Below are 25964 nucleotides of genomic sequence, written 5' to 3'. Positions count from 1 at the left end.
ACCGCCCGCGATGCCAGCCGGTGATCGTTTCGGGATCGCGTTCGATCGCCCGACGAGTGGGAACCTGCTGGCTGTACCCGATGCGATGCAGCAGATAGGACACCCCGCGCAGCGTGTAGGAGACGCCGAAGCGGCGCTCGATCACCTCGGCCACCCGCGCGAGGGTCCAGCGGGCATCGTCCCAGCCGTGCACGATCGGCCCTTCGTCGAGCATCCCGGCCAGCTGTTTCAGCTGCTCAACCGAGAGTTTGCAGTCCGAGCCTCCCGGCCCGGCCGACGCCAGAGCCTCCGTTCCGCCAGCAGTCCACTGCCGTCGCCACAGACGCACCGACTTCTCGGAAACCCGCAGCTCAGAAGCGATCTGCGCGGTCGGTACGGACTTCTCGAACATGGTCGCGGCCTGGATCCGGACCTTCTCACGCCGGACCCGGGCTGCCGCGTTCATGCCACCACCAGCCGGATACCTCATGCCTCCGACCTACCGCCCACATCGACCCAGATCACGCAGACACGCCGACGGACGTCAGCCTTTCAACCTCTGTAGCGGCACCGTCACGTCGGCCAACGCCGCCAACGCGAGTCACCAGCCTGCGAACCTGATCGTGGTTGCGACAAAAGTTCAGGTTGAGGACGAAAGTCATCACGTACGCGATGTCATCGACGAGCTCGTATCCTCCGGTCGCCACCATGAATTCATTCGTGCCATCTGGCCGTTGTGCCTCGAGCCGATCGACTGCTTCGATCATGATGGTGGAGATGTCATGGATCCCGGTGGAGCCGATAATGGTTCCGACGGGCAACTCTACTGCGACGGACTCGATGAGCCAGCCGTTGCTATAGACGGCGTGCCGGTGGAGGTGCTCGTTTATGGGTATGCCAGCGCGGAAGAACCGGCCGGCTGAGATCTGGAGCATCAACTGGCCCCTGAACCGCTCTTGCGCATTTTTCGCCAACTTTACATCTGCTTTCAAACTGGGTTAACCGCCAAGGCGAGAGCTAGCGTCCCGTTATGGCGTGAGTGGAGGCTATCGACGATAGTGCCCTATGTCATGCGCAGTATTGTCAGCTTGTCGACTTAAGCGGCTGTCAACGGCTGCCACCTGCCATCGGTGCACACTGCTGCGTTCGGCTTCCTCTTCTGCCGCTGGTGGTGTGCGTCGAAGTCTTGTGGGGGCCGCTCGGAGCACCGACGATAGTTACATGATCATCGACAGCTTGTCGGCCCCGTCTGCGCTGCTCCGGGTGCTGCAGCAGGGTCGGTGGGTAGCTCCAGACCGCTCGTCGTCGACGTATCGGGAAGTCTTCGTGATGACGCCGTAGCGCCGCAGTTCCTTCCTTTGAGTCGGATGACGGCCAACAGGCGCTGGCTCGATGACATCCCTGAGGACTATCGCGGGTTCTACCTCGGTCAACCGGACCGGCAGAGCCCGCCCGGCGACGTGGATCCCGACCGGTCTCTCCTGATCGGTGACCTCGGACCTGACCGGCCGTTTGCGTTGGACTACAGACCTTCGTCGGTCGCACCGTCGGTGATCTACCTCAGCACAGCGGCGGACTGGATCGAGGTTGCGCCCAACATCGAGATGCTGATCGAACGCCTCGGGATCTGATTGTGCCGAGGGATCCCTTTGCTCTTCTGCCGCTGACCGGGCGCAGCGTTCGGTCGCGCCTGCCGTATGCGTCATGGCGTGCAGGTGGCCGGGCATTCGTTAGGTGCCGAACCCGCCGCACAGGTAGTACAGGCTCGTGGCCAGTCCCAATATCCAGCCAGCTACGAGGCCAGACGATGACCCACGGCCGAGCCGTCCGGACAGCGCGAAGCAGCTGCCCAGCAACACCAGCTGGGCGATGCCGTACGTGAGTACGCCGAAGAAGAGCGCCGCGAACCTGCCACCGGCGTCCAAGTCTGCATTCGGGGCGCCACCAGCGGCGGTGGCCAGGGCGATCGTGAACCCAACAGCAAGGCCGTGCCCAGCGAGGGCAACGACCGCTCCGGCAACCATCGGCCTGGTGATCGTCACCGCCCGAGCGTGACATACGCCGAAGGAACCGGGCCACCTCAGCCCGAACGATTCACGAGACCGCCTGGCACAGCCGCCAGACGGAGCCGCACTGATCTGCCGCCGTCCGAGGGCCTGGCCAATATCAATGGCTCCGAGGCGGCATGGCGCGGTGGCCGGCTTCAATCGTGGCCGTCGTCGGGTTCGCCGAGATCGTTCGGCAAATGACCGAGGCAGCCCGGGCAGACGCGAAGCCAGCCCGGACGAGGTCACGCAGCACCCGCTCCGACGCGGCGGCCCGCCAGATCGGTCAGTGCTCGCCGTCTCCCACCTCCCGCCAGGCAACCAGACGCTCGGCCATGGGCCCGGTGCCGGCGCCCTCGGGCGACATGCCGAAGTGACCGCGGATCTCCTCGTCGAGGTACTCCCGAATCTCGTTGCTGTCCGCACCACCGGCCAGCCTCGTCAACAGCGGCGAAAGCATGCAGTCGTACTCGTCGACGTTGGTCTCCGGATCGAAGACACCGATGAAATCCCACTCGTTGAGCAATCGTCGCAACTCGTCCGCCCGCTCGTACATGCGGCGATGATCGCATGTCGGACGGCACACAGCCCGCCGCCGACCAGCAGAGGCCCGTGCACTCCTTTGCCGCACCGGGGGCGTGGGAACTCGGCCGGTGGCCTGACGCGGCTTTCGGTCGGAGGCGGTGTCCTGGATACGCTGCGCGTCATGCCCTACGTGCCGGATCTCAATGCGGTGTTGACCGCCGGGTATCGCGTCGAGAGCGATGGGGTCACCTATCGTGTCGAGCCGTACGAGCTTGGGCCGGTGATGCTGCCGTCCGGCAAGGTCGTGGGGTGTGATCCGCTGGTGGCGCAGGCCACTCCTTTCGTTGGCTCGGTGGCGCCCGGCAGGTATCCGCTGCGGGCTTGGGTGGCGCTGGTGCATGCCGACGGCGGCGAGGGGCAGCGACGGATCACCGCCTTGCAGTTGACGGTGGTGGACGAACCGGTCGCGGCGTGGAGCATGGCCCTGCTCCCAGGCCAGGACGCCGCCTCACTCGGCGACGAGGACTTCTTCGGGTACGCGGCCGACTCGGGTATCGGGACGCTCGCCGACCAGGTCGCCCTCGAGGCACTGCGCGAGTGGGACTTCGAGAGGATCGACGAGGTCTTCATTCCGGCGCAGGTTCCGGACGACCCGATCGACGCCGTCGTTTCCGCGGTAGCGGAGGAGCGGACCGGAGCCAACGTGTACGTCGTCGGCTCTGGATGGGGCGACGGCGTGTACGCAACGTATGTAGGTCACACCGCGGACGGGCGCATCGCCAGCTTCGTCACCGATTTCCGCGTCGTGCCGCTCGAATAGCCTCCATGACATCGCCCCGAGGCAACGAACTCGCGGGCGCACCATCCAGGATCGGGCGGCCACCCTCAGCTTGCGAAGCGTCTTGATCTGCGCAGACGGTAGTTCCATGACGGAATGTCGCTACTGGGCGCTACTTCCAGCCATGCCACGGGTTCGTGATGGCCGGTATTAACCCTTGCATCGGGCACGGCTCGGGCACGAGGCAAGGAAGCACTCTGCGAGCCTCCCGGACGCAAGTCGTCGTAAAGCTGATATCAGTTTCCGAGATGACGGTAAGCATGCATGTCGGGGTCGGGATCTCCCGCAATTCCGAGATCCTTACGCATCGACTCACGAAGAGCCGCATTGGCGGCCCACAGGTTGTTTCGCGCCTTGATGTACCGATCGCCCGAAACATCGGCATCCAAACTCAAGGCTTCGCACACACCTTCCAACTTCCGAGCAGCTACAACTACTTCATGCATGAGTTGCCTCGAGCCAATCAGAGAAACACTTTGACGCAGCCGCCAAATTCCTGATGCATCAATGGCCTCAAGTAGTGCGTTACGCATTTCAGTATCAGAAACCTCGCCACGAAACGCGACCGACCGCATTTCGGAGTGGGCTTTACTTAGAGCGGCGAGAAAATCGACGTAAACCTGTTGGCGCGCTTGCAGCAACTGACTTTTGTTTTCACGCCGCCAACGAAGGTGATCGGCCAAGAAAACTGAAATAAGCCCGACAATCGCACCTACGATTGTGCCCAGGATAGTCGACCATTCCATCCGCTCACGATACGCGTCGAGCGCAAGTAGGCACTGTCTGCTGTCGATAAGCTCGTCTGGGAGCGGACTGTCGCCCTGGCTTGTCACGTCAAGCGGACCTTGACGCCTGCGCGACGAGTGGGACTGCGTAGATTTCCGTGTTTGACCTGGGTGTGGTCCGTTGGCCAGGACGTTGCTCCTGTCCGGGAAGGACCACGTCATGGCAGACAAGAAGAAGGCGGTTCAGCTTCCTGAACCGACGGCGGCTGAGGTGGAGTTCGCGCAGCAGCTGGTCGAGCGGGCCAAGGCCGACGGAGTCTCGTTGGTCGGCCCGGGTGGGCTCCCCGCGGGGATCACCCGCACGGTCCTGGAATCAGCGCTCGACGCCGAACTGGATGCCCATCTTGACGACGCTGGTGTCGACGAGGAATCGGGTCGGCGGAGCAACATTCGCAACGGGCACGGAGCGAAGACGGTGCAAACCGAGGTCGGGCCGGTGCGGATCCAGGTTCCTCGGGACCGGGCCGGGTCGTTCACGCCGCGGATCGTGCCGAAGCACGTCCGCGGGTTGGACGGGTTCAACGAGGCGATCCTGTCGCTGTATGCCAAGGGCCTGACCACCGGGGAGATCTCCGCGCATCTGGCGGACGTGTATGACGCGGACGTGTCCCGGGAATTGATCAGCCGGGTCACCGACAGCGTGCTGGAGGAGATGGAAGCCTGGCGGCAGCGGCCGCTCGACAGGGTGTATCCGGTGGTGTTCATCGACGCCTTGGTGATGAAGATCCGCGAGGGGCAGGTCGCGAACCGGCCCGTCTACGTCGTGGTCGGTATCAGCCTCGACGGAGAACGCGACGTGCTCGGTATGTGGGCCGGGATCGGCGGGGAGGGTGCCAAGCAGTGGGTCGGCTACCTCACCGAACTGCGCAACCGCGGCGTCGCCGACGTGTTGGGCCGGGGACGCCCGGATCGCGATCCGGACCAGGCTGCCGACGGTGGGGTCAACGACGCAGTGCAGCCCGAGATCGGTGATGCGCCCATCGCGGGCGTTCCACTCCCGCACGCCGCCGTCATGGCCGAGGATCGCTCCCAAGGCGTCGATCGTCGGCTTCCACAGATTCGACCAGGCCCGGCGGGGTCCGACAACGAACGCGAGCTGCAGCGCGACGCCATCGCCCGGCAGCGTGCTGGCAGTCATGATCTGATCACGAATCTGCTCCTTGTACACCCTCGTGCCGTCGTCGTCACGTCGAACACGTAGGTCCCGCCAGGATCATCGACCGGTACGGCCGGGCAGACCGCCACGGAGGATGCCGCTGCGTGACGCTTGGTCGCCCATACCGAGACGAAGTCCCGCCCCGTCCGCCTCACCAGCTGCGGCGCCAGCGGAAACAGGTAGTTGTCCAGGTCGTGGGAGGCGTATAGCGGCGCCGTATCCGCCAGCCCGACGTCCAGCCGCAACGCGAGAGGGCCGGCATTGCTCACAGCCTGCTGAGCGACGGTGGTGCAGCCGCCGTCGATGAATACTGAGGACCGCGCCTGACCGCGCGAGCCAGCCGCGTCCCAACTCGCCACCGCTGGGGCGACGCTCAAAACGCAGCCCTCGGTCTCGGGCCGCGCGTAGAAGGAGGGCCTGACCACGGACGGACTGTAGCGCCGGCGCCGACCGACGGCTCGTTACGGTGTCTTCGCTGGTAACAGTTCCAGCTTGAGCGTGTGCGTGATCTCATCGCTGAGTTCGCCGTCCACGCCTACCGAGATGGAACCGGTGTCGGTGACAGCGAAGACCAGTTCAACGCTTCCCGTCTTCAACACGAGGGGATCATCGCCTCCGCCAGCCGCGGCGATAGCTGCCCGGATAGTGTTGATCGCTTCGACGAGGGTGCCCTCGACAAGGTGGTCCCGGATCTCGTAGCGGGGCTGCGCACCTTCGGGTACGAGGGTGATGTCGATTGTGTGTGTCCTCTGCCAGGTACGGCTCGCCCCGACCGTCACCTTCCAGCCGATGACCGGAATACGGAAGTCGAGGCTACCGCCGGCTTTGGTCGTCGCAACCGCATTGAGGACTAGTTGAACAGACCCTATCTGCATGTCTTTGGCTGAGTTGGCCGCTGACACGTCCGCTTGGCTGACAGCGTTCTTCACGGCGGTGACGAGTTCGTTAATGGGCGCGGTGTAGTCTGCGACGTTCACCTCTGGGTTCCTGTCTCCGCTCGGCGGCACTACGGGTCGAGGGCTCAGGCGGCGACAGCGAAGGGGTCTCCGTACACCGTGTACGCCAGCCACGTCGGGTCGAGCAGATCTTCGTGCTCCGCGGTCCGCGCCGCGTGGGCAGCCTCGCCAAGCATGGCGCCGTCCATCAGTGCCTGGTAGAAGGCGGCGGCGAACTGGGCGGAACTACTGGACCGCACGGCCCACAGCGTGCCGACGAACGCACCGGCACCGGCAGCCATGTATTTCTGGGCCCACCCCATCATGCTCGTGTAGCTGGGGGCGGTGCCAGCACTGCGGCACGCGTTGATGAATACGGCAGGCTGGGACGATGCCAAGGCCCGCTGAGCTTCGGCGGCGCTCAGCATCCACGGCTCCAGCGCGCCGTCGTCCAGCATGATCCTCGAACCGTCGAACCCGAAGGTGCTGTGGCAAGCAAAGTGGGCGGCTCCCATAGCACCAGATTCGACGAGTTCGAGGAACGCGCTCATGGTGGTGATGGGCTGGCCGCCGCCGACGATGCTGCGGATCGCGGCGATCTCGGCTGCCACATCCTTGGGCCCGCCGGACGGCACGACGAAATGCGGCTCCCGTACATTCACCGTGAAGGCGCGGAACTGACCGTAAGTCCGACGTACCACCGGGATGCGTTCGACGAGGAATCCTTCGTCCTGGCCAGCGTCGAGTGGATAAAGGATTTCCCAGGGCAGGGCGTCGTAGTCGGTCGCGATCGTGAACGCCGTCATATGTGAGCGGATCTGCCAGAATTGGTCGCGTATCAACTCAGGAACCATCTCGTTCCATAGCCGAGTCCCGCTGGCCCGCAGCAGACGCCGGGTGGTCGCCTGATCGTGCTGCCGGCTCCCGTCTGCGAGTTGCCGCAGGGTTCCCAGCGCCTGCTCGACCGCAGACCTCGGCTCCTGCGCCACCGAGATCGTGACGGGCGGGAAGAGCGCCAGATCGGAGCGAAGTTGAAACTCGTAGTGACCACCGGTGTACCGAACCTCCATGGTGGCCTCTCCTGGCTGCGAACGCATGGAGTAGAGCGGTGCGACCTTCGGTGTTGTTAGACCGTAGGATCCGTTGGCCGCGACGGACAGCTCTACCGAGACTGAGGCAAGGAAAGTTCCACCGGCCCATGCCATGACCTCGATGCGATGCAGGCCGATGCGACAGGCTACGAGCCCGAATCGGACCGGCGCGGGGTCGTCGCGCGGCAGCACCAGGAAGGTGTGCTGCCGCGGACCACCGAGGTGCAGCGCTGGTGGCGCGTGCACGGTTACGGTGACCGGTGTTCCGTCTTCAGCCACGATCAGATCGCTCAACCGGGCAGCCGCGGCTGGCAGAGCGCCGGGCTTCGCGCTCGTGATACGGACGACAAGGCTGAGCTCGGCACCCAGCGGTACCTGGCTCGGTGCTTCCGCAACCAGGAAACGTGGTGCCTGTCCCGGAGAGTCCGTGATGGGCGGTCGTTCATCACCACCGGTGCTCCACGAGCTGGCACTCCCCGATGCCGCAGATGGCCTCTCGCCTTCTTCTGGCTGCTCCATCGGGGCGACGCCCTCTCGGTTGACGGCCTCGCGCTGGGGCGCACTCAGCTCATGACCCGAGCCGGAAAGGTCAGCGAAGAGCTGGTCCACCTTGACGTTCACCATGTCGAGGTGGCCGTTTTTAGCGAGTTCCCGTAGGACCTCCAGCTTCATCTCGAGCTGCCGCTTGTGGTCCTCGCGCGCCTCGCGCCGGTGGTCTAGCTTGTCCTCACGCTCCTCACGCTCCCGTTCCAGCCGCGCCAACCCGTCGGCGAGTTCCTTGGCGTCGAGCTCGCCGCGCGTCTGCGCCATGATCAGGGCCTTGATCGGATCAGCGCCGATCGTCTCCAAGGCGAGTTCGAGCTGACGCCGCCGGAACTCCAGCGTCTCGGCCTGCAACCGCTGCTCCTGCCGCTGCTGGCGCACGGCGGCCACGTCGCGTTCCTGCGCCGCCTGGCGGCGCAGCTGCTCGAACGCGGCCACCTCCTCCGGGGTCAGCACCTCCACCCCGACCAAGCTCATCCGCAAACCGTGTGCGGCCGGCGGCTTGACCGTCGAGTACGCCCTGATCCGCGCCGTAACGTCACGACGCAGTGCGTAGAGATCGCTCATGCGGTAGTTCAGCGCCAGGTGGCTCAGCTCGGTGTCTCGCCGCAGGTAGGCGAGGAGCACCGACTCAGCGTTCAAGTTCTCTCGCACCACCCGCGCCGGATCAGTGACCGTACAGGCGAACGTCACACGCACGGTGAAGTCGGCGGCCTCCGCGGACGGCACCGTCAGTTCCGCGGTCACGGGAACGTCCTCGGCAACGTTGACGAGGATGACCTGATCGGCGCGCACGACCTGATCGCCGTCGAGGGACAGCTCAGCGCGATCGACGACGTACCGGTCGTCCACCCGGAAGACCAGCACCTCGTGCGCCCCCACGTGAGGCAGGGCAACCGCTTCACGGCGCTTCCGGCCCAAGCCGAGCAGACCCCGACTCGCAGGAGCGTCCAAGGCGTCGGACCTTACAATCGGATACGGATCGCGCATCTCATTCCCAGCTCGTCTGTCTGGCCGCGGCTCGGTACACAGTGTCTCTCGCCATCTGACCTCCCGTGAAGTCCCGAGGCTGCGCCGATACGATCCTCCTGGGCTGAAAGGTCAGGGCGTAGGGAAGGATCCGTCGGCGGAGAGGATGCGGCTGGCCGTGCCCGGCCGAGGGGCGTACCAGCAGGGTGAGCGCCGCTGCCACGGCGGCGGGTGCGCCCGGGCGAATCCTGCCCATTCGCCGCATCAGCTCATCACGCCACCAACGGCCGCGCCTCCTCCTCGACCCCACGATCGATTGGTGTCCGTCGCGGTGGCCGCCGCAGTCGGGGCCACCGCCGCCCTGATCCTGCTCCGCCATAGGAGGAACCGGCGGTCGTTCTAGGCCAGCGCCACCATGACGGCATCAAAAGTCGTCGGCATTATCACCTACGCCAGCTGGCACCAGCCAGGCCAAGGGCCAGCGAACCCTGACCGATTCGGGCGCGCCGAAGACGCCGAGGAGCTCATCGTTCCCCGGAGGTGACGGTCGGGGGCGCAGAGCCAGCGCCTACCGGCCCGAAAGTGCCCGCTACACCAGCTCGCGAGCGACCTGTGCACCCAGCCATAGCGCTGCGGCGGCGTGAGGAACGGTGTTGAGCGGACTGAGCCGCTGCCTGCCGATGAGCTCGAACTGATCGTCGAGTTCAACGCGGATCGAGTCCAGTCTCTTGCCGTCGATGTCGTCTCGGTCGTCCTCAAACTCCCAGTTCAGGTTGAATCCGTGCCGTCGGCACCTGAGCTCCGCTCCGCTTACCAGCTCATCGAACCAGCCTGGCTGACGGACCAGCACGAGCACGTATACCTCGGGGCGGAGGGTAAGTAGCGGCACCGAGATGCCGGTATATCTGATCTCGACCGCCGGTGGCTCCCCCATCGGTGCGGGCTGGGTGGCGTTAAGCAGGTGCTGGATCGGCCAGATGCCACCGAGTGGATCGCGGAGGTCCCGGCTGTCGTAATCCAGGTCGTCGTACCCGAAGAGCTCCTCGGCGAACTCGCGAAGGAAGGCTCGTTTCACCGAGTACTCCGCGCGCTCACTGCCGTACCGGGAGCTGGTCGGCGCGAGGATTCCGGAGGGAAAGACATGCTGGAAGCCCGGATGCGTCTTGAGGTCCCCGGATCTCCGGCTCAACAGCGCGCTGTACCCCTGCTTCTCCTTCACGATCATTACTGCTGCCACCGACAAGGCGGCCGCCCGGTGGGTGCCGTTGAAGAGTTCATTTCCGTCAGCCCGTTCTCGCAGCCAGGCACGTCGCGGGAAGTCGCTCAGCGACCACACGGCATTCGGCCGGCGACTCACGACGTCGATGAACTCGCGTTCAAGCATTTCCGAGGTCCCCACCGACTGAAAGTAGGTGCCGTAGCGGGCATGAATGCGGAACCTGCCGGGCCCGTGGCGCTCGATGTTGTCGAGCGCGAACGTCTCCGCGTTGAACCGCCGAACTTCGTCGCGCCGCCAGTAGGTGCGTCGGAACTCCGCCCTGCCACGGTGGTCGAAACCCCGACCTTCCGCGTCGTACCGACGCCTGTCGGGCCGGACGTGATCGGTGATGTTTCCAATCGCTGAGTCGAGGTCGCCTCTGAGCTCGGGTGCCGCGACCTCAGCCCAGATCGGGAACGTGCAGCCGCCCAGCGACACCAACGGGATTTCGGGGTACAGCCTCCGCAGCGTTCCTTCCCAGCCAGATACGCCGAACACCTTCCTTACGCGGTTGTCTGATATCGAGTACCGCCTGCTTTCCAACTCGGCCAGCGCCCGCAGCGGCCACGGGCCCGGCTGGTGAGGCACTGTACGCACCTGGAGCTCTTGGAGCGGCGCCTCACAAGTACAACCATCGGAGGTCCGGCGCCCTGCGGAACCTTCAGCAGTCGCCGTTGGAGCCACGGCCGACCCGTCGCTGCGAGAACGCACCTCCACCGTCGCAACCACCACAAGCAGCAACAGGAAGGCGCCCAGCACCACGAGCAGCCACCGCTCCCCGGGCAGGTCGACGCGGTTGGTGACCACATTGCCAGCCAGCCCGAGCAGCGCGGTCGCGGTGACGGCAACAACTGCCCGAGCCGTTCCGCGGGTGCGTCTGTCTCCCCGATCCATCCCAACCTCCGCAATCGCGGCCTCGGAAGTGATGGCAAGTATCAGTGGGCCATCCGCACCCGTGTTTGAGACTCTAGTACTCCAACGTCACTTGGCTTCGGCGTTGGGCGTGGCGCAGGCATGAAGACGGCCACCGCGTTGATCATCGATGGTTTGTGAGGACAACCGAAAATCGTGCGGTGGCCGCGTGCCACAGCGTAGACCCCGTCGGATGGCGGGTCATCCTCGACGAGGCGGTGACGCGTGTCGCTGACCGGTTCGTGCGGGCGGAGCCACGCCGGACCGCCGGGCAGTTCGTGGAAGGACTGCTGTCGGGCGTGGAACGCAAAACCTGCTGGTCGCTTGCCGAACGGGCGGGTCACGTCGACCCGCAGGCGATGCAGCGGCTGCTGCGCACCGCGTTGTGGGACGCCGATGACGTCCGCGATGACGCTCGGGCTTGGCTGATCGAGCAGCTCGGGCATCCCGACGCGGTGCTGGCCTGCGACGAGACCGGCTTCCTGAAGAAGGGTCTGTGCTCGGTCGGGGTCCAGCGGCAGTACACCGGCACCGCCGGACGTGTCGAGAACAGCCAGGTCGGGGTGTTCCTGGCCTACGTGTCGCCCGAGGGGCGGGCGATGATCGACCGTCGGCTCTACCTACCCGAGACGACCTGGTGTCAGCAGCCCGACCGCCTCGCCGCTGCCGGCGTCCCCGACCAGATCGAGTTCGCCACGAAGCCTGCCCTCGCCCGGCAGATGATCGCCGCCGCACTGGATGCCGGAGTCCCGTTCGGGTGGGTGACCGGCGACGAGGTCTACGGCGCCGACCCCGGCCTGCGTGCTGACCTCGAACACCGTCAGATCGGCTACGTCCTGGCCGTCGGCTGCGACCGACGCGTGGTGGTCAACGACGGTCGCACCTTGATCCGCGTCGACGACCTCGCCGACCGGATCCCCAGGCGTGAGTGGCAGCCCCACAGCTGCGGGCCGGGCGCGAAAGGTCCCCGCGACTACCTGTGGGCCTGGATCACCACCGCCACCCAACCTGGCGAGCACCGATGGCTGCTTATCCGCCGTAACCGGAGCACCGGCGAGCGGGCCTTCTACCTGTGCTGGTCACCCCGACCGGTTCCGCTGCACACCCTCGTGACCGTCGCCGGCTCTCGTTGGAGCATCGAGGAGTTGTTCCAGACCGGCAAAGGTCAGGTCGGTCTGGACCATTACCAGGTCCGCGGCTGGACCGGCTGGCACCGATTCATCACCCTGGCCATGCTCGCCCTGGCCGTCCTGACCATCCTCGCAGCCCAGCAGCCCGACACCGACCCGAAGATCATCGCGCTGACCGTCGCCGAGATCCGCCGACTCCTCAACGCCTTCGTCCGCGCCGTGACGCTCCCACCCGCGCACACCCTGCACTGGTCGATCTGGCGACGAACATCCCAAGCCCGAGCCCGACGAGCCCACTACCAGCGCAGACAGGCGAAGTGACGTTGGAGTACTAGGTTCCGCTTCAACTTCTGACCGTCCGCCCGTGGTATTACGTGCCGTTGGTCCAAGTTGGCCCCTCGCCCCTTGCTCCGGCGGGTCATCATCGTGTTTGTGGAGGCGTTGACGGCTCTGTTTGGCGCGGTCGTGGGTGGCTTGCTGGTCCTGATCGGGGAGATTCTCCGTCGCCGATCAGAGCGACGAGACCGCGCGGTAGACAGGCTCCTCGCTGCGAGCGCCGACTTCGCCATGGTCATCAACAGGACATCTGGCGAAATAATCGACGCCAGGCTCCGCCAACTGCCTCGGCCTGGCTCGGCCCTCCGTGCCGAGCGCCACGAAGCAACCACTAAGTTCTTCATGACGCCGGCACCGCCAGAGCTGCACGACGCAGGTCGTCGGCTTGCTTACGCCTATCACGATCTGTACGACCACTTCGACGAAGACGACGGCTGGGCCGAGGCATGGGACAACTACCGGGCTTCCATCCTGCAGTTCGAGGCGGCCGTAAGAGATGTGGCGCGTCTCAGCATCGGCTCACGCCGCTACGGTGGCGGCAGTTTGCGTCGCCGCGAAGGTAGGGCGGGTGACGAGCCCTCGCCGTCGATTCGACCTTACGGTTGGCGGCGAGGCAGCGGGAGCGGCGCCATGCTCGGCGACTTGGGTGACTAGCAGCAGGGGCATTCGCGTTTCAACATCGAGTTGCGGGTGCTGGGGCATTCCCCCATCGGTACAAGGCATTGATCCCCGGCGTGGGCGGCGGACATCGGCTGACCGTAGCCCAATACGAACAAAGGCTGAGAGCGATCCTTGAGCTCATGGAGGAAACGCCGATGGTGGCGACCACTGGCCCCGTAGTGCGTAAGTGGCGGCAGGGGCACGTATTGCTGTGGCAGCCGGGTCGTGGGAGCGCACCGGGAGCACCGGAGCTTGTCGGTCGCTGACCGGGCGTCGGCCATAGCCCGAGGGTGCTCTGGCCAGCAGCCACGACAGGTTGCCGACAACCTGCAGGATCGGCCATACCGGCTCGACGGCAGCAACCCTACGGCAAGCCCTGGATCGGGGAGCATGTTGGGAGCAACGGGGTGCACTGAACGGCCCTCAACTGCGTTGAACGGCACCCAACGGCGCGCAACTACACCCACCCCTGCCTGCGGCTTCGTATTTGCGCAGGTCAGAGCCGCTGCGGCATCCTGCTTCACACAACTGCACTCAACGGCAGCGAACAGCAGTCAACGGCACTCAATATCGCCTGGTGGGGGAGTATCCGCAGGTTAGGTCGGTAAAGGGCTTGTTGCGGCTCGCACCTTACAGGTGGGTGCAGATTGGGTGCAGGTTGGCGAAGTGGTCACCGCACCCGAAGTGCTCACCCATGCCGGGAAGAGCGGATGGCTTCACCTGCGGCGATGTGGGCAAGCGCCTGGCGTGACCTCCCAGAGAAGACCGAAGTGGTCAGGCGTTGATGCTCCCCGCTTCGCTGGCGCGTCGGCTGTCGTGCCGAGTTCGCCGGCCGCGATCGGGACGGTCGCGTTGGATCGATGTGAGGCACCGGCGTCGTTGTGGCCGCGTCGGTGCTGATCCCGCCGGTTGAGACTCGAATCCCACCGGTAAGCCTATGGTCAGGCCTTCTTCAATGGTGACCTCTTCGGCGGGGCTGAAGTGGTCGGGCGAGGCCGCGTCCGGTTGGTGTTCGGCCAGGCATCGACGCGACTGGGCCCGTGCCGTGGCTGCGCCGCCGTGAATAAGCGGAACAGTGGTTCGAACGGCTATCGCAGCCGGAGGGCGCCGAGTGCCGGTTCATCGTGGGCAGTGGGCGCGATGCCGGTGGTTGTCAGAATCCTGCCGGCGTCGAGGGATGAGCCGATCGCGCTTCAGTCGGCGCTTGCCTCGTTACGTCATGTCACGACATCCCCCGGAGGGGGTGTGGTTCTGAGTATTTATAGGCGTTTCGTGGTGGCAAGTTGTAACCGCTCTTTACAGAGACTGGTGCTGATCTCTAGCGTCTGCGTCGCCGGTCGGCATGATCACGGGGGGCGATGTGTTGCGGTGGCGGTTCAGTACGCGTGCGCGTGTCTTCGCTGGGAGACGTGTGTCTCTGGTGATGGCGGCTGTTCTGGCGGCGACATCTGCGGGGCCGGTGATCTTCGACCAGTCGGCGGCGACGGCGGAGGCCGGCTCCGCCTCGGAGGACTCTGCGCAGAGCGGTGTGCTGCAGGCGGCGGATGAGGCGTCGGCGATGCGGTTGGCGTATCGCAGCCGTAAGCCGGTGCTGGTGTCGGACGCGACGACGGAGGTGTCGCGGTCGTGGGCGCAGCCGGACGGAACCGTGCGCGCGGAGTTGTCTGCGGCCCCGGTACGAGCCAGGAACGCCGCGGGGCAGTGGGCAGATCTCGACCTGGCGTTGCAGAAGCGCTCGGACGGCAGCGTCGCTCCGAAGTTGGACGCGCGTGGGTTGTGGTTGTCGGGTGCGCGGTCCGCGGATGCGGATGCGCTGGCGGCGGCCGGTAGTGGTGCCTCTCGGGTGGCGTTGGGGTGGCGTGGTGTGTTGCCGGAGCCGACCCTTGACGGCACGACGGCCACCTATGCCGAGGTGAAGCCGGGCGTCGATCTGATGGTCGAGGCGCGCCGGTCTGGTTTCGCGTACTCGTTCCGGGTGAAGACGCCGGCGGCGGCTGCGTCTGTCTCGTCGATCAGTCTGCCGTGGTCGGTGGGTGCTGGTGCGGCGGCGGCGCGCTCGGCGGTGACGGCTGCCGGTGACGCGCCGGTGACGGTGTCGCAGGGTGAGATGTGGGACGCGCGGACGTTGTCCTCTGGCGAGCCGCAGCACCGGGCGGACGTCAAGGTCGCGGCGGTGGCGACCGGTGGCGGCGTCGATCTGGTGATGACTCCGGACCCGGTCTTCTATCAGGATCCGAAGGTGACGTACCCGGTGACGATCGATCCGTCGGTGAATCTGGGGCCGGCGTTCGACGGGTATGTGCAGGACACGATCGCGAATACCGACAAGTCCGGCGACACGACCCTGAAGTTAGGGTACGTCGTCGACGCGAACGAGGGCTGCCCGTCGGGCTGCAAGGCGCGGACGTTGATGAACTTCCAGCGGCTGGGCGGCCTCGACGGCGCACAGGTGATCAGCGCGGAGCTGTTCCTGTGGAACTACCACTCCTACTCCTGCAATCCGGCGGGTTGGGAGTCGTGGCTGGTCAGTTGGGCTGACTCGTCAGCTCGCTGGGGTAACCAGCCATCGTGGCTGGAACGTGACGGCACTTCCACCGGTACCAAGGGCTACGGGGGATGCGCCGACGGCTGGGTGTCGGTGTCGGTGAAGAAGTCCTTCCAAGCCGCCTTCGACTCGGTGGAGCAGCAGTGGGCGCTGATCGGGCTGCGGGCGTCGAGCGAGTCCAGCAGCGCCGGCTGGAAGAAGTTCAACTCGTCGGAGGCGTCGGCGCACACCCCGTACGTGACGTTGGTGTACAACCGGACGCCGAACGTGCCCACCGGTCCGAAGATCGATTCCTGCTACTCGGCGTGTAGTTCGCCGGCGGTGGTGCGCTCGGGGACACCACAGCTCACGGCCACGGTCTCGGACCCGGACGGGGGCACCCTGCGGGCGGAGTACGCGGTGTTCAACAGCACCAAGGGCACGTTGATGGCGAAGTCCGGCACGGCGGTCACCGGCGTCGCGTCAGGCACGGCCAGGCCATGGAAGGTCGTGCCCTTGTCGGGCAAGACGCTGCCGGACGGGGTCTACTTCTGGCGGGTGCGCGCCTGCGACGCGACCACGTGCAGCGACACCACGGGTTGGTTCCAGTTCACCGTCAACACGCAGGATCCGTCGCTGCCGTCGGTGTCGGCGACCACCTATCCACCGAAGGACACCGGCACGTGGAACGGCGGCCCCGGTCAGGCCGGTTCGTTCACCTTCGGACCGGGGTCGGCCAGCGACGTCAGCGAGTACATCTACTCGGTCAACCAGGGCAACGCGGTGACGGTGGCGGCCGGCGCCCCGCAGGCGGAGAAGTTGACCGCCAACCAGCAACAGGTGTCGTCGAACCTGACCGGCTTCACCGCCGGCGGCTACGCCACAATCGCCCGTTCCACAGCGCGTGGTCACAACAGCTCCGACTCGCTGCAGATCACCCCGACGGCCACCGGCGGCACGGCGGGAGCGCCGTTCACCTACGCCACGGTCGGCGGGGACAACGGCGGTCTGCGGCTGGGCATGCAACCCGGCAAACGCTATCTGGTCACCGGGTGGATCTACGTGCCGGCGTCGACGGGCCTGACCGTCACCGACTGGCGAGGGTTGGCGATCGTCCCGATCTACATGAACGCCGGCAGCTACACCACCCTCGCCTCGAACCGCCCGACCGCGACCGACACGTGGCAGAAACTGTCGATCGTGGTCACCGTCCCGACCACCGCGACGGAGGCGTTCGTGCGCCTCTACAACGGCATGACCCCGGGCTCGGGCAAGACCGTGTTCTGGGACGACCTGTCGCTGCGGGAGGTGACCGGCACGAGCACCGTCGAGTCGATCACCCCGGCGCGTGACGGGCTCAACGTGCTGCAGGTGCAGTCCCGCAACGCCGCCGGCGCCACCTCCGACCCCCGGGTCTACGAGTTCCTGGTCACCCCGAGCAGTAACTCCTGGGCCTGGACCTTCGACGACGACCAGGGCAAGGACGCCGCCTCGGTTCCGGCGGGCTTCCCCGCCGTCTACAGCGGGACCACCGACCCGCACACCCGCCCGGGGCGGATTGACGCGGCAGCGGCGACCCTGGACGGGACCGGCGTGTTCACCACCGCCTCACCGGTGCTCAACACCTCCGCGGTCAGCGGCTTCACCGTCGCAGCGTGGGTCAGGATCCCCGACGACACGGCGCTGGCCGCGCCACACACCGCGGTGGCGCAGAACGGGGTGGCGACGAGCATGTTCACCCTCGGCTACCGCACCGACCGCGACGTCACCGGCGACGGCACACCCGATCCGGCGTGGTGCTTCACGGTCGCGACCAGCGATTCGGCGACCAGCGGCCGTACAGGAGCGTGCACCGGCGATTACGTCGCCCCGGGGGACTGGGTCAGCCTCGTCGGATCGGTGGACCCCACCAACGGCCTGATCACCCTTTACGTCAACGGCCCCGATTTCATCGGCGGCACGAAGGCCACCGCCGCCTATGCGGGTGGCTGGTCGGCGACCGGCCCGCTCACCCTCGGCGGCGGATTCACCGGCACGGAACGGTGGCTGGGCGACGTCGACCACGTCTACGCCAGCCAGTACGTGTGGTCCGACGACCAAGTCCTCCAGTTCGCCGTCCAATGATCCACGTCTGGTTTCCCGCGTCTGCCCGGTCATCGCAGGAAGGACCGTCCGTGACCTCCTCCCCATCCGCTCTCCGAGCGGCCTCCCGACGCCGACTGTCGCAGGCGCGCACTCCGATCGCCGCGATGTTGGCTGTCGTCATGGCGGTGGTCACCGCCCAGGTGCCCGCTGATGCGGCAGGCGCGGCGCCGTGGAAGCCTCCCAAGCCGAAGGACGTCACGGGAGTGGCGGTCAAGCCGCTCAAGCACACGGTGCGGCCGTCCTGGACCGCCGGTGCGCGTGAGGTCCGCGCCACGGGCACAGCGGCGCGCTGGCCGCAGGCGGGCACGGCGACTGTCGACCTCACCACCGGAGGCCGGCAGCGCGCCGGCGCGCTGCCGGTCTGGGTCAGCCCGCACCCGGGACGCTCACGGACGTCCGCCGCTGGTGAGGAAGCGGTCGGCCAAGTGACGGTCAGCCTGGCGGACAAGGCCGCCGCCCGTAGCGCCGGGGTGTCGGGTCTTGTGCTGGACGTGCGACGCGCCGACGGCCGCAGAGACGGCGGCGCTGTCGATCTGACGGTGTCCTACCGTGAGGTCGCCGCCGAGCGCGGTGGTGACTGGGCGTCGCGGCTGCGGCTGGTGTCCCTGCCCGACGGCACGCCGCTGCCCAGCACCAACGACGCCGCCGCCAAGACGGTCAGCGCCACCGTCACGCTGTCACCATCAGCGCGGGTGGCGCTGGCGGCCGCGCCGTCGGGTGACAACGGTGACTACTCCGCGACGTCGTTGTCGGCGGCGAGCACGTGGCAGGTCTCCGAGCAGACCGGGGCGTTCTCCTGGTCGTACCCGGTCAGTGTCCCGCCGGTGCCCGGCGGCCTGGCGCCAGCGCTGAGCATGTCCTACTCGTCAGCGGCGGTGGACGGACTCACCGGCGGCACGAACACCCAGGGTTCATGGATCGGTGACGGGTGGAGCATGTGGCCCGGCTACATCGAACGCAAGTTCAAGGCCTGCGCCGACGACAAGGATCCGATCCGCGGTAAGAACGCCAACAACGGCAGCGTGTCCGGCGGTGACCTGTGCTGGTACAAGCCGGAGGGCAACGCCACCGTCTCGCTCAACGGCCAGGCCACCGAGTTGGTGAAGTCCAGCGGCAACACCTGGAAGGGCGTCACCGACGACGGGTCGAAGATCGAGCTGGCCACCGACACCAGCAACGACGACAACAACAACGAGTACTGGAAGATGACCACACCTGATGGCACCCAGTACTACTTCGGCCGCAACCACGGCGGCGGTGGCAGCTCCGGCGCCACGACCACGAACTCCACCTGGACCGTGCCCGTCTACGGCAACCACCCCGACGAGCCCGGCTACAACACCAGCGGATTCGCCGCATCCCGCGCCACCGAAGCCTGGCGGTGGAACCTCGACTACGTCGTGGACACCCACGGCAACACGATCACCTATTTCTACGGCAAGGAGCCCGGCGCCTACGGCCGCGAAGGCGACAAGAACAAGCGCACCACCTACGACCGCGGCGGCTACCTCACCAAGGTCGAATACGGCAACCGCACCGACGCACCCGTCACCACCTACGCCGCCGCCCGTGTGCTCTTCGACCACGACGACCGCTGTGTCAGCTCCTGCTGGTCGGGCAGCACCGCCATCCAGGCGTCCTGGCCCGACACCCCCTGGGACCAGTACTGCACCGCCGCGCCGTGCACCGAGCAACTGTCGCCGACGTTCTGGACCAACCAGCGACTCAACATGATCACCACACAGGTGCAGTCCGGCTCCGGCGCCACCTACAGCACCGTCGACGAGATCTCCCTGCGCCACACCTACCTGCAGTCCGGTGACGTGGGCGCGTCACCGATGTGGCTCAGGGGCATCACCCGCACCGGCAAGGTCACCACCGCCGGCGGCGCCGAAGCCACCGTCCCCGAGATCGTCTTCGACCCCGGCGCCGACCCCCTCGCCAACCGCGTGGACGGGCCGGCCGACGGACGCTCCAACCTGTTCCGTTACCGCATCAACACCGTGACCACCGAATCCGGCGCGCAGTACGGAATCACCTACTCAAAACCCGAGTGCACGCGGGGCAACACGCCGGCCGCGGCGAGCAACACCAGACGCTGCTTCCCGCAGTACTACGGGCCCAAGGGCGAAGAGCCCACCCTGGACTGGTTCCACAAGTACCGCGTCGACCGCATCGACGTCTACGACAACACCGGCGGCTTCACCCACGAACAGACCAACTACGACTACCTCGACACCCCCGCCTGGCACTACGACAACTCCGAGCTCACCGACGAGAAAAAGCGCACCTGGAGCGAGTTCCGCGGCTGGGGAAAGATCCGCGTGCGCACCGGCCTGGAATCCGGCGTCCAGTCCGCCACCGAGTACCTCTACTTCCGGGGCATGGACGACGACAAACAGCCCACCGGCACCCGCGACGTGTGGATCACCGACTCCCAAAACGGCACGGTTGAGGACCACGACGCCTACGCCGGCATGATCCGCGAGGAAACCACCCTGCTCGGCGCGGGCGGCAGCTGGATCTCCGGCACCATCACCACCCCGGTCAAGCAAGGCCCCACCGCCAGCTCCGGCAACCTCAAGGCCTGGATGACCAACACCGGCACCACCCGCAGCCGGCTCAAGCTGTCCACCGGCGCCACCCGCTGGACCAAGACCGTCACCACCTACAACAGCGACAACCTGCCCACCCAGGTCGACGACCTCGGCGACGAATCCACCACCGCGGACGACCGCTGCACCCGCACCTGGTACGCCCGCAACCCATCCACCTGGCTACTCGGCCTGCCCAAGCGCACCGAAGCCGTCGGCGTCGACTGCGCCGCCACCCCCACGCTGCCCGCCGACATGCTGTCGTCGACCCGCACCACCTACGACAACGCCGCCAACAACTGGGACACCGATCTCCCCGTCTACGGCAACGTCGCCAAAACCGAGGCCATCGACCGGTGGAGCGGCACCACGCCCACCTGGATCACCACCGGCCGCTGGACCTACGACTCCTACGGCCGGGTCACCGACAGCTACGACGCCCTCGACCGCAAGACCGCCACCACCTACAGCCCGGCCACCGGCCCGGTGACCAGCGTCTCGGTCAAGAACGCCCTCGATCAGACCACCACCACCAACTACGCCCCAGCGTGGAACCTGCCCACCGCCATCGTCGACGCGAACAGCATCCGCACCGACCTCGCCTACGACGGACTCGGCCACCTCACCAAGGTCTGGCTACCCGGACGCGACAAAGCCACCTACCCCAACGCGCCGAGCACCGAGTACACCTACCTGCTGCGCAACACCGCCGCCACCGCCGTCACCACCAAAACCCACAACCCGCTCGGCACCAGCAACTACGCCATCTCGATCACCCTCTACGACGGCCTCCTGCGCGCCCGCCAAGTCCAGACCCAGGCACCCGGCGGCGGACGGACCCTCACCGACACCGTCTACGACTCCCGCGGCCTGCTCGACTGGTCCACCGCCCCCTACTACGACAAAACCAACACCCCACCCGACACCACCGTCTACGGCGGCGCCGGCACCCCCGCCGTGCCCGCCCTGACCCAAAACGTCTACGACGGCGCCGAACGCCTCACCGACGCCATCTTCAAGGTCGGCGTCAACGAGACCACCAACGAAAAGTGGCGCACCACCACCCGCTACCAGGGCGAGAAGACCAGCGTCACCCCACCGCTCGGCGGCGTCGCCACCACCACCATCACCGACGCCCGCGGCCGCACCACCGCACTGCGCCAGTACAAGAACCCCGCCGACGTCGGCAGCGACAACGCCACCACCTTCGAGCAGGCCCGCTACACCTACACCGACCGCGACGAACTCGCCTCCCTCATCGACCCGGCGACGAACACCTGGCGATACACCTACGACCAACGCGGCCGCAAGATCCGCGACGACGACCCCGACCGCGGCACCACCACCTACACCTACGACGCCGCCGGACAGCTCACCACCACCAAGGACCACCGCCAGACGATCCTCGCCTACACCTACGACGACCTCGGCCGTAAGACCACCATCCGCGACGGCTCTACCACCGGCCCGATTCGAGCCAAGTGGGTCTACGACACCCTGACCTACGGCATCGGCAAGCTCACCAGCTCCACCCGCTACGAACCCGCCGGCAGCACCAACGCCTACACCAACGAAACCCTCACCCTCGACCCCGCCGGCCGGCCCCTCACCACCCAGGTCACCATCCCTCCAAGTGAAGGCGGCCTCTGCGCCTCCGGAACCCTCACCCCCTGCAGCTACCAATACGCCACCGCATACCGGCCCAACGGCCAAATCTCCAACATCGAACAGCCCGCTGCCGCCGGTCTGGCCAAGGAGAAACTGTTCAACGGCTTCAACGACATCGGCCAAATCACCAGCCTCGTCTCCGCAGCGCAGATCTACACCGCCATCACCTACAACAAGCTCGGACAGATCACCCAACAGACCCTCGGCCAGGTCGGCAAACAGGTCCAGATCACCAGCACCATCGACGAGAACACCGGCCGCGTCACCAACACCTCCGCAATCCCCACCCTCAAACCAGAAATCTTCAACCTCGGCTACACCTACGACAACGCCGGCAACCTCACCAAAATCAACGACACACCCGCCGGCGGTAGCACCGACACCCAGTGCTACACCTACGACTACCTCCGCCGCCTCACCGAGGCATGGACCCCCACCAACGCCGACTGCGCCCCCGCCTCACGCACCACCGCCAACCTCGGCGGACCCGCACCCTACTGGCACAGCTACACCTACCAACCCGGCACCGACAACCGCGCCACCGAAACCCAACACACCGCCACCCCACTCACCCGCACCTACACCTACCCCGCACAAGGCGGCGCGCCCGGCACGCATCCCCACGCCGTCACCACCATCACCAACAGCGGCGCCAACACCACCACCGCCACCTACACCTACGACGAAACAGGCAACACCAAAACCCGACCCGGCCCCACCGGGACCCAAACCCTCACCTGGGACCCGGAAAACCACCTCGCCACCACCCAAGACACCACCGGCACCACCAGCTACCTCTACGACGCCGACGGCAACCGCCTCATCCGCAAAGACCCCACCGGCGCCACCCTCTACCTCCCCGGCGGCACCGAAATCCGCAAACCCATCACCAGCACCGCCACCGCAACCCGCTACTACACAGGCCCCGGCGGCACCATCGCCACCCGCACCTCCACCGGCACCCTCCACTGGATCGCCAGCGACCACCACGGCACCGCCGAAACCACCATCACCAGCACCGACCTCACCGCCGCCCGCCGCCGCAGCCACCCCTTCGGCACCGAACGCGGCACCACCACCGGCACCTGGCCCACCGGCATGGACAAAGGCTTCGTCGGCGGAACCAAAGACAACACGGGCCTCACTCACCTTGGCGCCCGCCTGTACGATCCCTCCATCGGAAGCTTCATCTCGGTCGACCCCCTCATGGACATGACTGATCCCAGGCAATGGCACGGCTACGCCTATTCGCACCACAACCCCGCAACCTTCAGCGACCCTACTGGCCTCATTGACACCGACTGCCTGACCGTCCGGAGTTGCCCGGACTACCGGATGGGCGATGAGAAAGGCAATCGCAAGAACAGGGCAAAGGATCGCAAGGGTTGCTGGCCGCGGTGCGCCGGCTCCCGAGACATGACACTGCCGCGCCACCGGACAGGCCCCAATCCAAACAACAAGCCCCCGACCGCGCTCAAGGACGGCCCAGGCGCCAACGCCGAGGCAGAGTCGACTGCCGACGGCGTTCCCGTCTACCAAGCCGGGTGGTGCGGTGGCATGCCGGGATACAACTGCATACTCGCCTTTCGGCTTTCGGAACAGGCGAAAGAGCGTGCAACCCGACTGAAGGGACAGAAAAATTGGATATTTGGTGAGCGAAACGCGTTTAGGCATTCGTATTGGATGGCGTTGATGACCGCTAACGGCTTCAGCGTCGAGGAGGCTCTGGCTCTCGGTGCGGCGCATGAGCTGGATGGTGATAAGCCGGGAGAAATGTTGGGATCGGAAGAGTCCAACGCTGATCTACATAACAACGAGGTCGGAGCGCGCATCGGCGCGAAAGTCATGTCCAACTGGAACTACGTCGCCCCCGTCGGCGCATCTAGCTCTGCTGAGCAGAAGATCGAGGCACGCCTGCTTGCCATGCTCGACGGATATAAGCCGACGATGGGGCCGTATACCCGGTCAACGCGCGACGGCAACCTGCGAATGATCCCGCCTAAAAGGTGAGCTGATGAAGAAGATTTTTTCGAAGCTGGCGGCGTGTGTGGCGCTCGTGGCTGTGGGCGGTTGCACACCGTTAGTTATGGGGCAGCCGCAGGTTGACGATGTCGCGTGGGTTTCGCAGGACAGGATCTACTTTCTCCGGGAGGTTGGCTCCGAGGGTAGCGAGTTATGGCTCCGCGATGCGGGCCGCGAACGCAAACTGGTATCAAATGCGGAAATACCCGACCTTTGTGGTCCGCTTAATTTCTTGTTCGTTGTCAAGCCGGGCAAGTTGGGGCTGGGGGCGGTGTGCGACGGCTTTGGAAGGCTGATCTCGTACTCAGAAACCACGGGAGCTTTCTCCACCATCCTGGACGTGTCAATACAGACCGCTGCTGTTGCTTTGGCCGACGATGGCCGGAGCGGCTATATCGGCACAGGCAAGGATGGTTGTTGGGAAATTCAACCTTTTGGGGAATCCGTCGGCAGCTACTCCACGGATTGGAAAGAATATTCATGCCGGTCGGGAAAGTCAGCCAAGTCCCCCGTGGTCGTTGGCGACGGAAGCATCTTTTTCCTTGCCACCAATGAGCCCCGGCCTGAGCGTCTGGACGGTTACGAGCGGCGCGTCTGGCGGTTGACGACCGCCTTGAAGGAACAGGGAGGCGTGGAACAGGTAGGCCCGGAGCTGCACGGGTTCCCTGATCTAGCCCCAGTTCCGGGAGGAAGTAAAGCCGTCGTCACAGTCTCTCGCGAGGGCTCGGCGGAGGTCCTTGAAGTCGATCTTCGCACCGGCCAATCTCGGCGAATCCGTCAGACAGATTATGCATCGTCGCCCAGTGTCTCGCCGGATGGCAAAAATGTGGCCTTTGTGGATGGAAAAGGGCGCATCGCTATCGAGGAAATTTCCTCTTGAGTCAGGTCATCCCGGCAGTGGCCTCATGCTGGAAACTCGGCACTGTCCCGTTGAGGCCGCGTCGGACGCTTGCCGCGTCGCCAGCACAACGGTCCTCGGGTAATCCCTTGAAGCGTGTTTGAGATCGGGTTGATCAGGCTTAGCCTCGGCCGTTCAGTAAGGCCGCCTGTGGTTCATGATCAGAAATGAGGAAGTGCCTCCCGATCTGGGATGATCTGGCTTGTCGAAGGCCCATGATCGCCCGCACGGAAGGCACTTACCGAGTGAAGGCTACCGGAGCGCGCCCGAAGATCATCGTGAGTGCCGACGGGCGTGGCGTGGTCGGCCATGCCGGCGCTCGTCTCCTGGCTGATGTCGCGGAGGTGACCGGGCTGACCGAGGCGTTCGGCGACGCCCTCGCCGGTCTGCGGCGGCGGCGTGGCCAGCACGACCCGGGCCGGGTCGCGGTGGACCTGGCGGTGATGCTCGCCGACGGTGGTGAAGCGATCTCGGACCTGGCCGTGCTGCGTGACCAGGCGGACTTGTTCGGTCCGGTCGCGTCGGACCCGACGGCGTGGCGACTCCTGTCCGGCGTGGACGGTGAGGCACTGGGTCGGTTGCGTGACGCTCGGGCACGGGCTCGCCAGCTGGCCTGGGCCCAGCTGGCCGAGACCCGCGGCGGGCTCCCGCAGACAACCGCGGCTGGCCAGCCGGTCCCCGGCCTGGTCCTCGATCTGGACGCCTCGATCGTGCTGTGCCACTCGGACAAGGAATCAGCGACCCCGACCTGGAAGAAGACCTTCGGCTACCACCCGTTGTTCTGCTTCCTGGACAACACCCGCGAGGCCCTGTCCGGCCTGCTGCGGGAGGGCCGGGCCGGGTCGAACACCACCGCCGACCACATCACCGTCCTCGACGCCGCCCTGGCCCAGATCCCGGACTCCCACCGGCACGGCACCCCGATCCTGATCCGCACCGACTCGGCCGGCT

General features: G+C 66.1%; 17 protein-coding genes. 9 read left to right on the top strand and 8 right to left on the bottom strand.

Translation table 11 applies throughout. The annotated features are described in order from the left end of the window. Positions 1-445 (bottom strand): winged helix-turn-helix domain-containing protein (locus tag A4R25_RS30300; RefSeq protein ID WP_064448890.1); only part of this gene is annotated, 445 nt, incomplete at its 3' end. A gap of 55 nt (positions 446-500) precedes the next feature. Further along, positions 501-914: a hypothetical protein gene (locus A4R25_RS30295; RefSeq protein WP_064448889.1), complete on the bottom strand. Its 414-nt coding sequence runs from the start codon at positions 912-914 to the stop codon at positions 501-503. A gap of 345 nt (positions 915-1259) precedes the next feature. Between A4R25_RS30295 and A4R25_RS30290 the strand changes: the two genes are divergently transcribed. After that, positions 1260-1610 (top strand): SMI1/KNR4 family protein, encoded by a 351-nt coding sequence (locus tag A4R25_RS30290; RefSeq protein WP_146074869.1) that lies wholly within the window; start codon positions 1260-1262, stop codon positions 1608-1610. A gap of 99 nt (positions 1611-1709) precedes the next feature. On the opposite strand, the gene A4R25_RS30285 is transcribed toward A4R25_RS30290, so the two are convergent. Beyond that, on the bottom strand, positions 1710-2021 hold the full coding sequence (locus tag A4R25_RS30285; RefSeq protein WP_157539210.1) for a hypothetical protein: 312 nt from the start codon (positions 2019-2021) through the stop codon (positions 1710-1712). 289 nt (positions 2022-2310) lie between these two features. Next, positions 2311-2580, bottom strand: coding sequence for a hypothetical protein (locus tag A4R25_RS30280; RefSeq protein ID WP_064448886.1), 270 nt, complete (start codon positions 2578-2580; stop codon positions 2311-2313). 150 nt (positions 2581-2730) lie between these two features. Here A4R25_RS30280 and A4R25_RS30275 point away from each other — a divergent pair, with 150 nt between their 5' ends. Beyond that, on the top strand, positions 2731-3369 hold the full coding sequence (locus tag A4R25_RS30275; protein WP_064448885.1) for a DUF4241 domain-containing protein: 639 nt from the start codon (positions 2731-2733) through the stop codon (positions 3367-3369). Between the two features lie 254 nt (positions 3370-3623). On the opposite strand, the gene A4R25_RS31355 is transcribed toward A4R25_RS30275, so the two are convergent. After that, positions 3624-4133 (bottom strand): hypothetical protein, encoded by a 510-nt coding sequence (locus tag A4R25_RS31355; protein WP_146074867.1) that lies wholly within the window; start codon positions 4131-4133, stop codon positions 3624-3626. 199 nt (positions 4134-4332) lie between these two features. Between A4R25_RS31355 and A4R25_RS30270 the strand changes: the two genes are divergently transcribed. Then, positions 4333-5373 (top strand): IS256 family transposase, encoded by a 1041-nt coding sequence (locus tag A4R25_RS30270; protein ID WP_231915673.1) that lies wholly within the window; start codon positions 4333-4335, stop codon positions 5371-5373. Between the two features lie 416 nt (positions 5374-5789). Here the strand turns inward: A4R25_RS30270 and A4R25_RS30265 are convergent, their stop codons facing one another. From A4R25_RS30265 to A4R25_RS30255, 3 genes are all read right to left on the bottom strand, one after another. Next, positions 5790-6305 carry a trypco2 family protein gene (locus A4R25_RS30265; RefSeq protein WP_064448884.1) on the bottom strand — a complete coding sequence of 172 codons (516 nt, stop codon included), beginning with the start codon at positions 6303-6305 and terminating at the stop codon, positions 5790-5792. Between the two features lie 44 nt (positions 6306-6349). Next, positions 6350-8779: a CHAT domain-containing protein gene (locus tag A4R25_RS30260; RefSeq protein ID WP_064448883.1), complete on the bottom strand. Its 2430-nt coding sequence runs from the start codon at positions 8777-8779 to the stop codon at positions 6350-6352. Positions 8780-9455: 676 nt separating this feature from the next. Next, the gene (locus A4R25_RS30255) at positions 9456-11018 is read right to left on the bottom strand and encodes a hypothetical protein (protein ID WP_157539208.1); all 1563 of its coding nucleotides are present in this window, start codon (positions 11016-11018) and stop codon (positions 9456-9458) included. A 236-nt stretch (positions 11019-11254) separates the two neighbouring features. Between A4R25_RS30255 and A4R25_RS30250 the strand changes: the two genes are divergently transcribed. The 6 genes from A4R25_RS30250 to A4R25_RS30230 form a co-directional block, all read left to right on the top strand. Further along, positions 11255-12487, top strand: coding sequence for an IS701 family transposase (locus A4R25_RS30250; protein ID WP_104114508.1), 1233 nt, complete (start codon positions 11255-11257; stop codon positions 12485-12487). Between the two features lie 111 nt (positions 12488-12598). Then, positions 12599-13156 (top strand): hypothetical protein, encoded by a 558-nt coding sequence (locus tag A4R25_RS30245; RefSeq protein WP_146074865.1) that lies wholly within the window; start codon positions 12599-12601, stop codon positions 13154-13156. Positions 13157-15029: 1873 nt separating this feature from the next. Then, positions 15030-17810, top strand: a complete 2781-nt coding sequence (locus A4R25_RS30240; RefSeq protein ID WP_197495007.1) for a DNRLRE domain-containing protein — start codon at positions 15030-15032, stop codon at positions 17808-17810. Between the two features lie 125 nt (positions 17811-17935). Next, complete coding sequence (locus tag A4R25_RS32070; RefSeq protein WP_197495006.1) at positions 17936-24103, top strand: RHS repeat-associated core domain-containing protein; 6168 nt, start codon at positions 17936-17938, stop codon at positions 24101-24103. A 4-nt stretch (positions 24104-24107) separates the two neighbouring features. Next, the gene (locus A4R25_RS31350) at positions 24108-24995 is read left to right on the top strand and encodes a hypothetical protein (RefSeq protein WP_146074862.1); all 888 of its coding nucleotides are present in this window, start codon (positions 24108-24110) and stop codon (positions 24993-24995) included. Positions 24996-25228: 233 nt separating this feature from the next. Then, on the top strand, positions 25229-25964 hold a 736-nt coding region (locus A4R25_RS30230), incomplete at its 3' end, for a transposase (RefSeq protein WP_197495005.1).

The sequence above is a fragment of the Micromonospora sp. NBRC 110037 genome, from assembly GCF_001652995.1.
Taxonomy (GTDB): Bacteria; Actinomycetota; Actinomycetes; order Mycobacteriales; family Micromonosporaceae; genus Micromonospora; species Micromonospora chalcea.
This window is presented reverse-complemented; position numbering and strand designations above follow the sequence as displayed.

Coding starts and splice junctions, on each gene's coding strand:
- A4R25_RS31355 (WP_146074867.1), bottom strand. CDS start 4,133: ATGGAATGGTCGACTATCCTGGGCACAATCGTAGGTGCGATTGTCGGG.
- A4R25_RS32070 (WP_197495006.1), top strand. CDS start 17,936: ATGTTGGCTGTCGTCATGGCGGTGGTCACCGCCCAGGTGCCCGCTGAT.
- A4R25_RS30275 (WP_064448885.1), top strand. CDS start 2,731: ATGCCCTACGTGCCGGATCTCAATGCGGTGTTGACCGCCGGGTATCGC.
- A4R25_RS30255 (WP_157539208.1), bottom strand. CDS start 11,018: ATGGATCGGGGAGACAGACGCACCCGCGGAACGGCTCGGGCAGTTGTT.
- A4R25_RS31350 (WP_146074862.1), top strand. CDS start 24,108: ATGAAGAAGATTTTTTCGAAGCTGGCGGCGTGTGTGGCGCTCGTGGCT.
- A4R25_RS30280 (WP_064448886.1), bottom strand. CDS start 2,580: ATGTACGAGCGGGCGGACGAGTTGCGACGATTGCTCAACGAGTGGGAT.
- A4R25_RS30270 (WP_231915673.1), top strand. CDS start 4,333: ATGGCAGACAAGAAGAAGGCGGTTCAGCTTCCTGAACCGACGGCGGCT.
- A4R25_RS30295 (WP_064448889.1), bottom strand. CDS start 914: ATGCTCCAGATCTCAGCCGGCCGGTTCTTCCGCGCTGGCATACCCATA.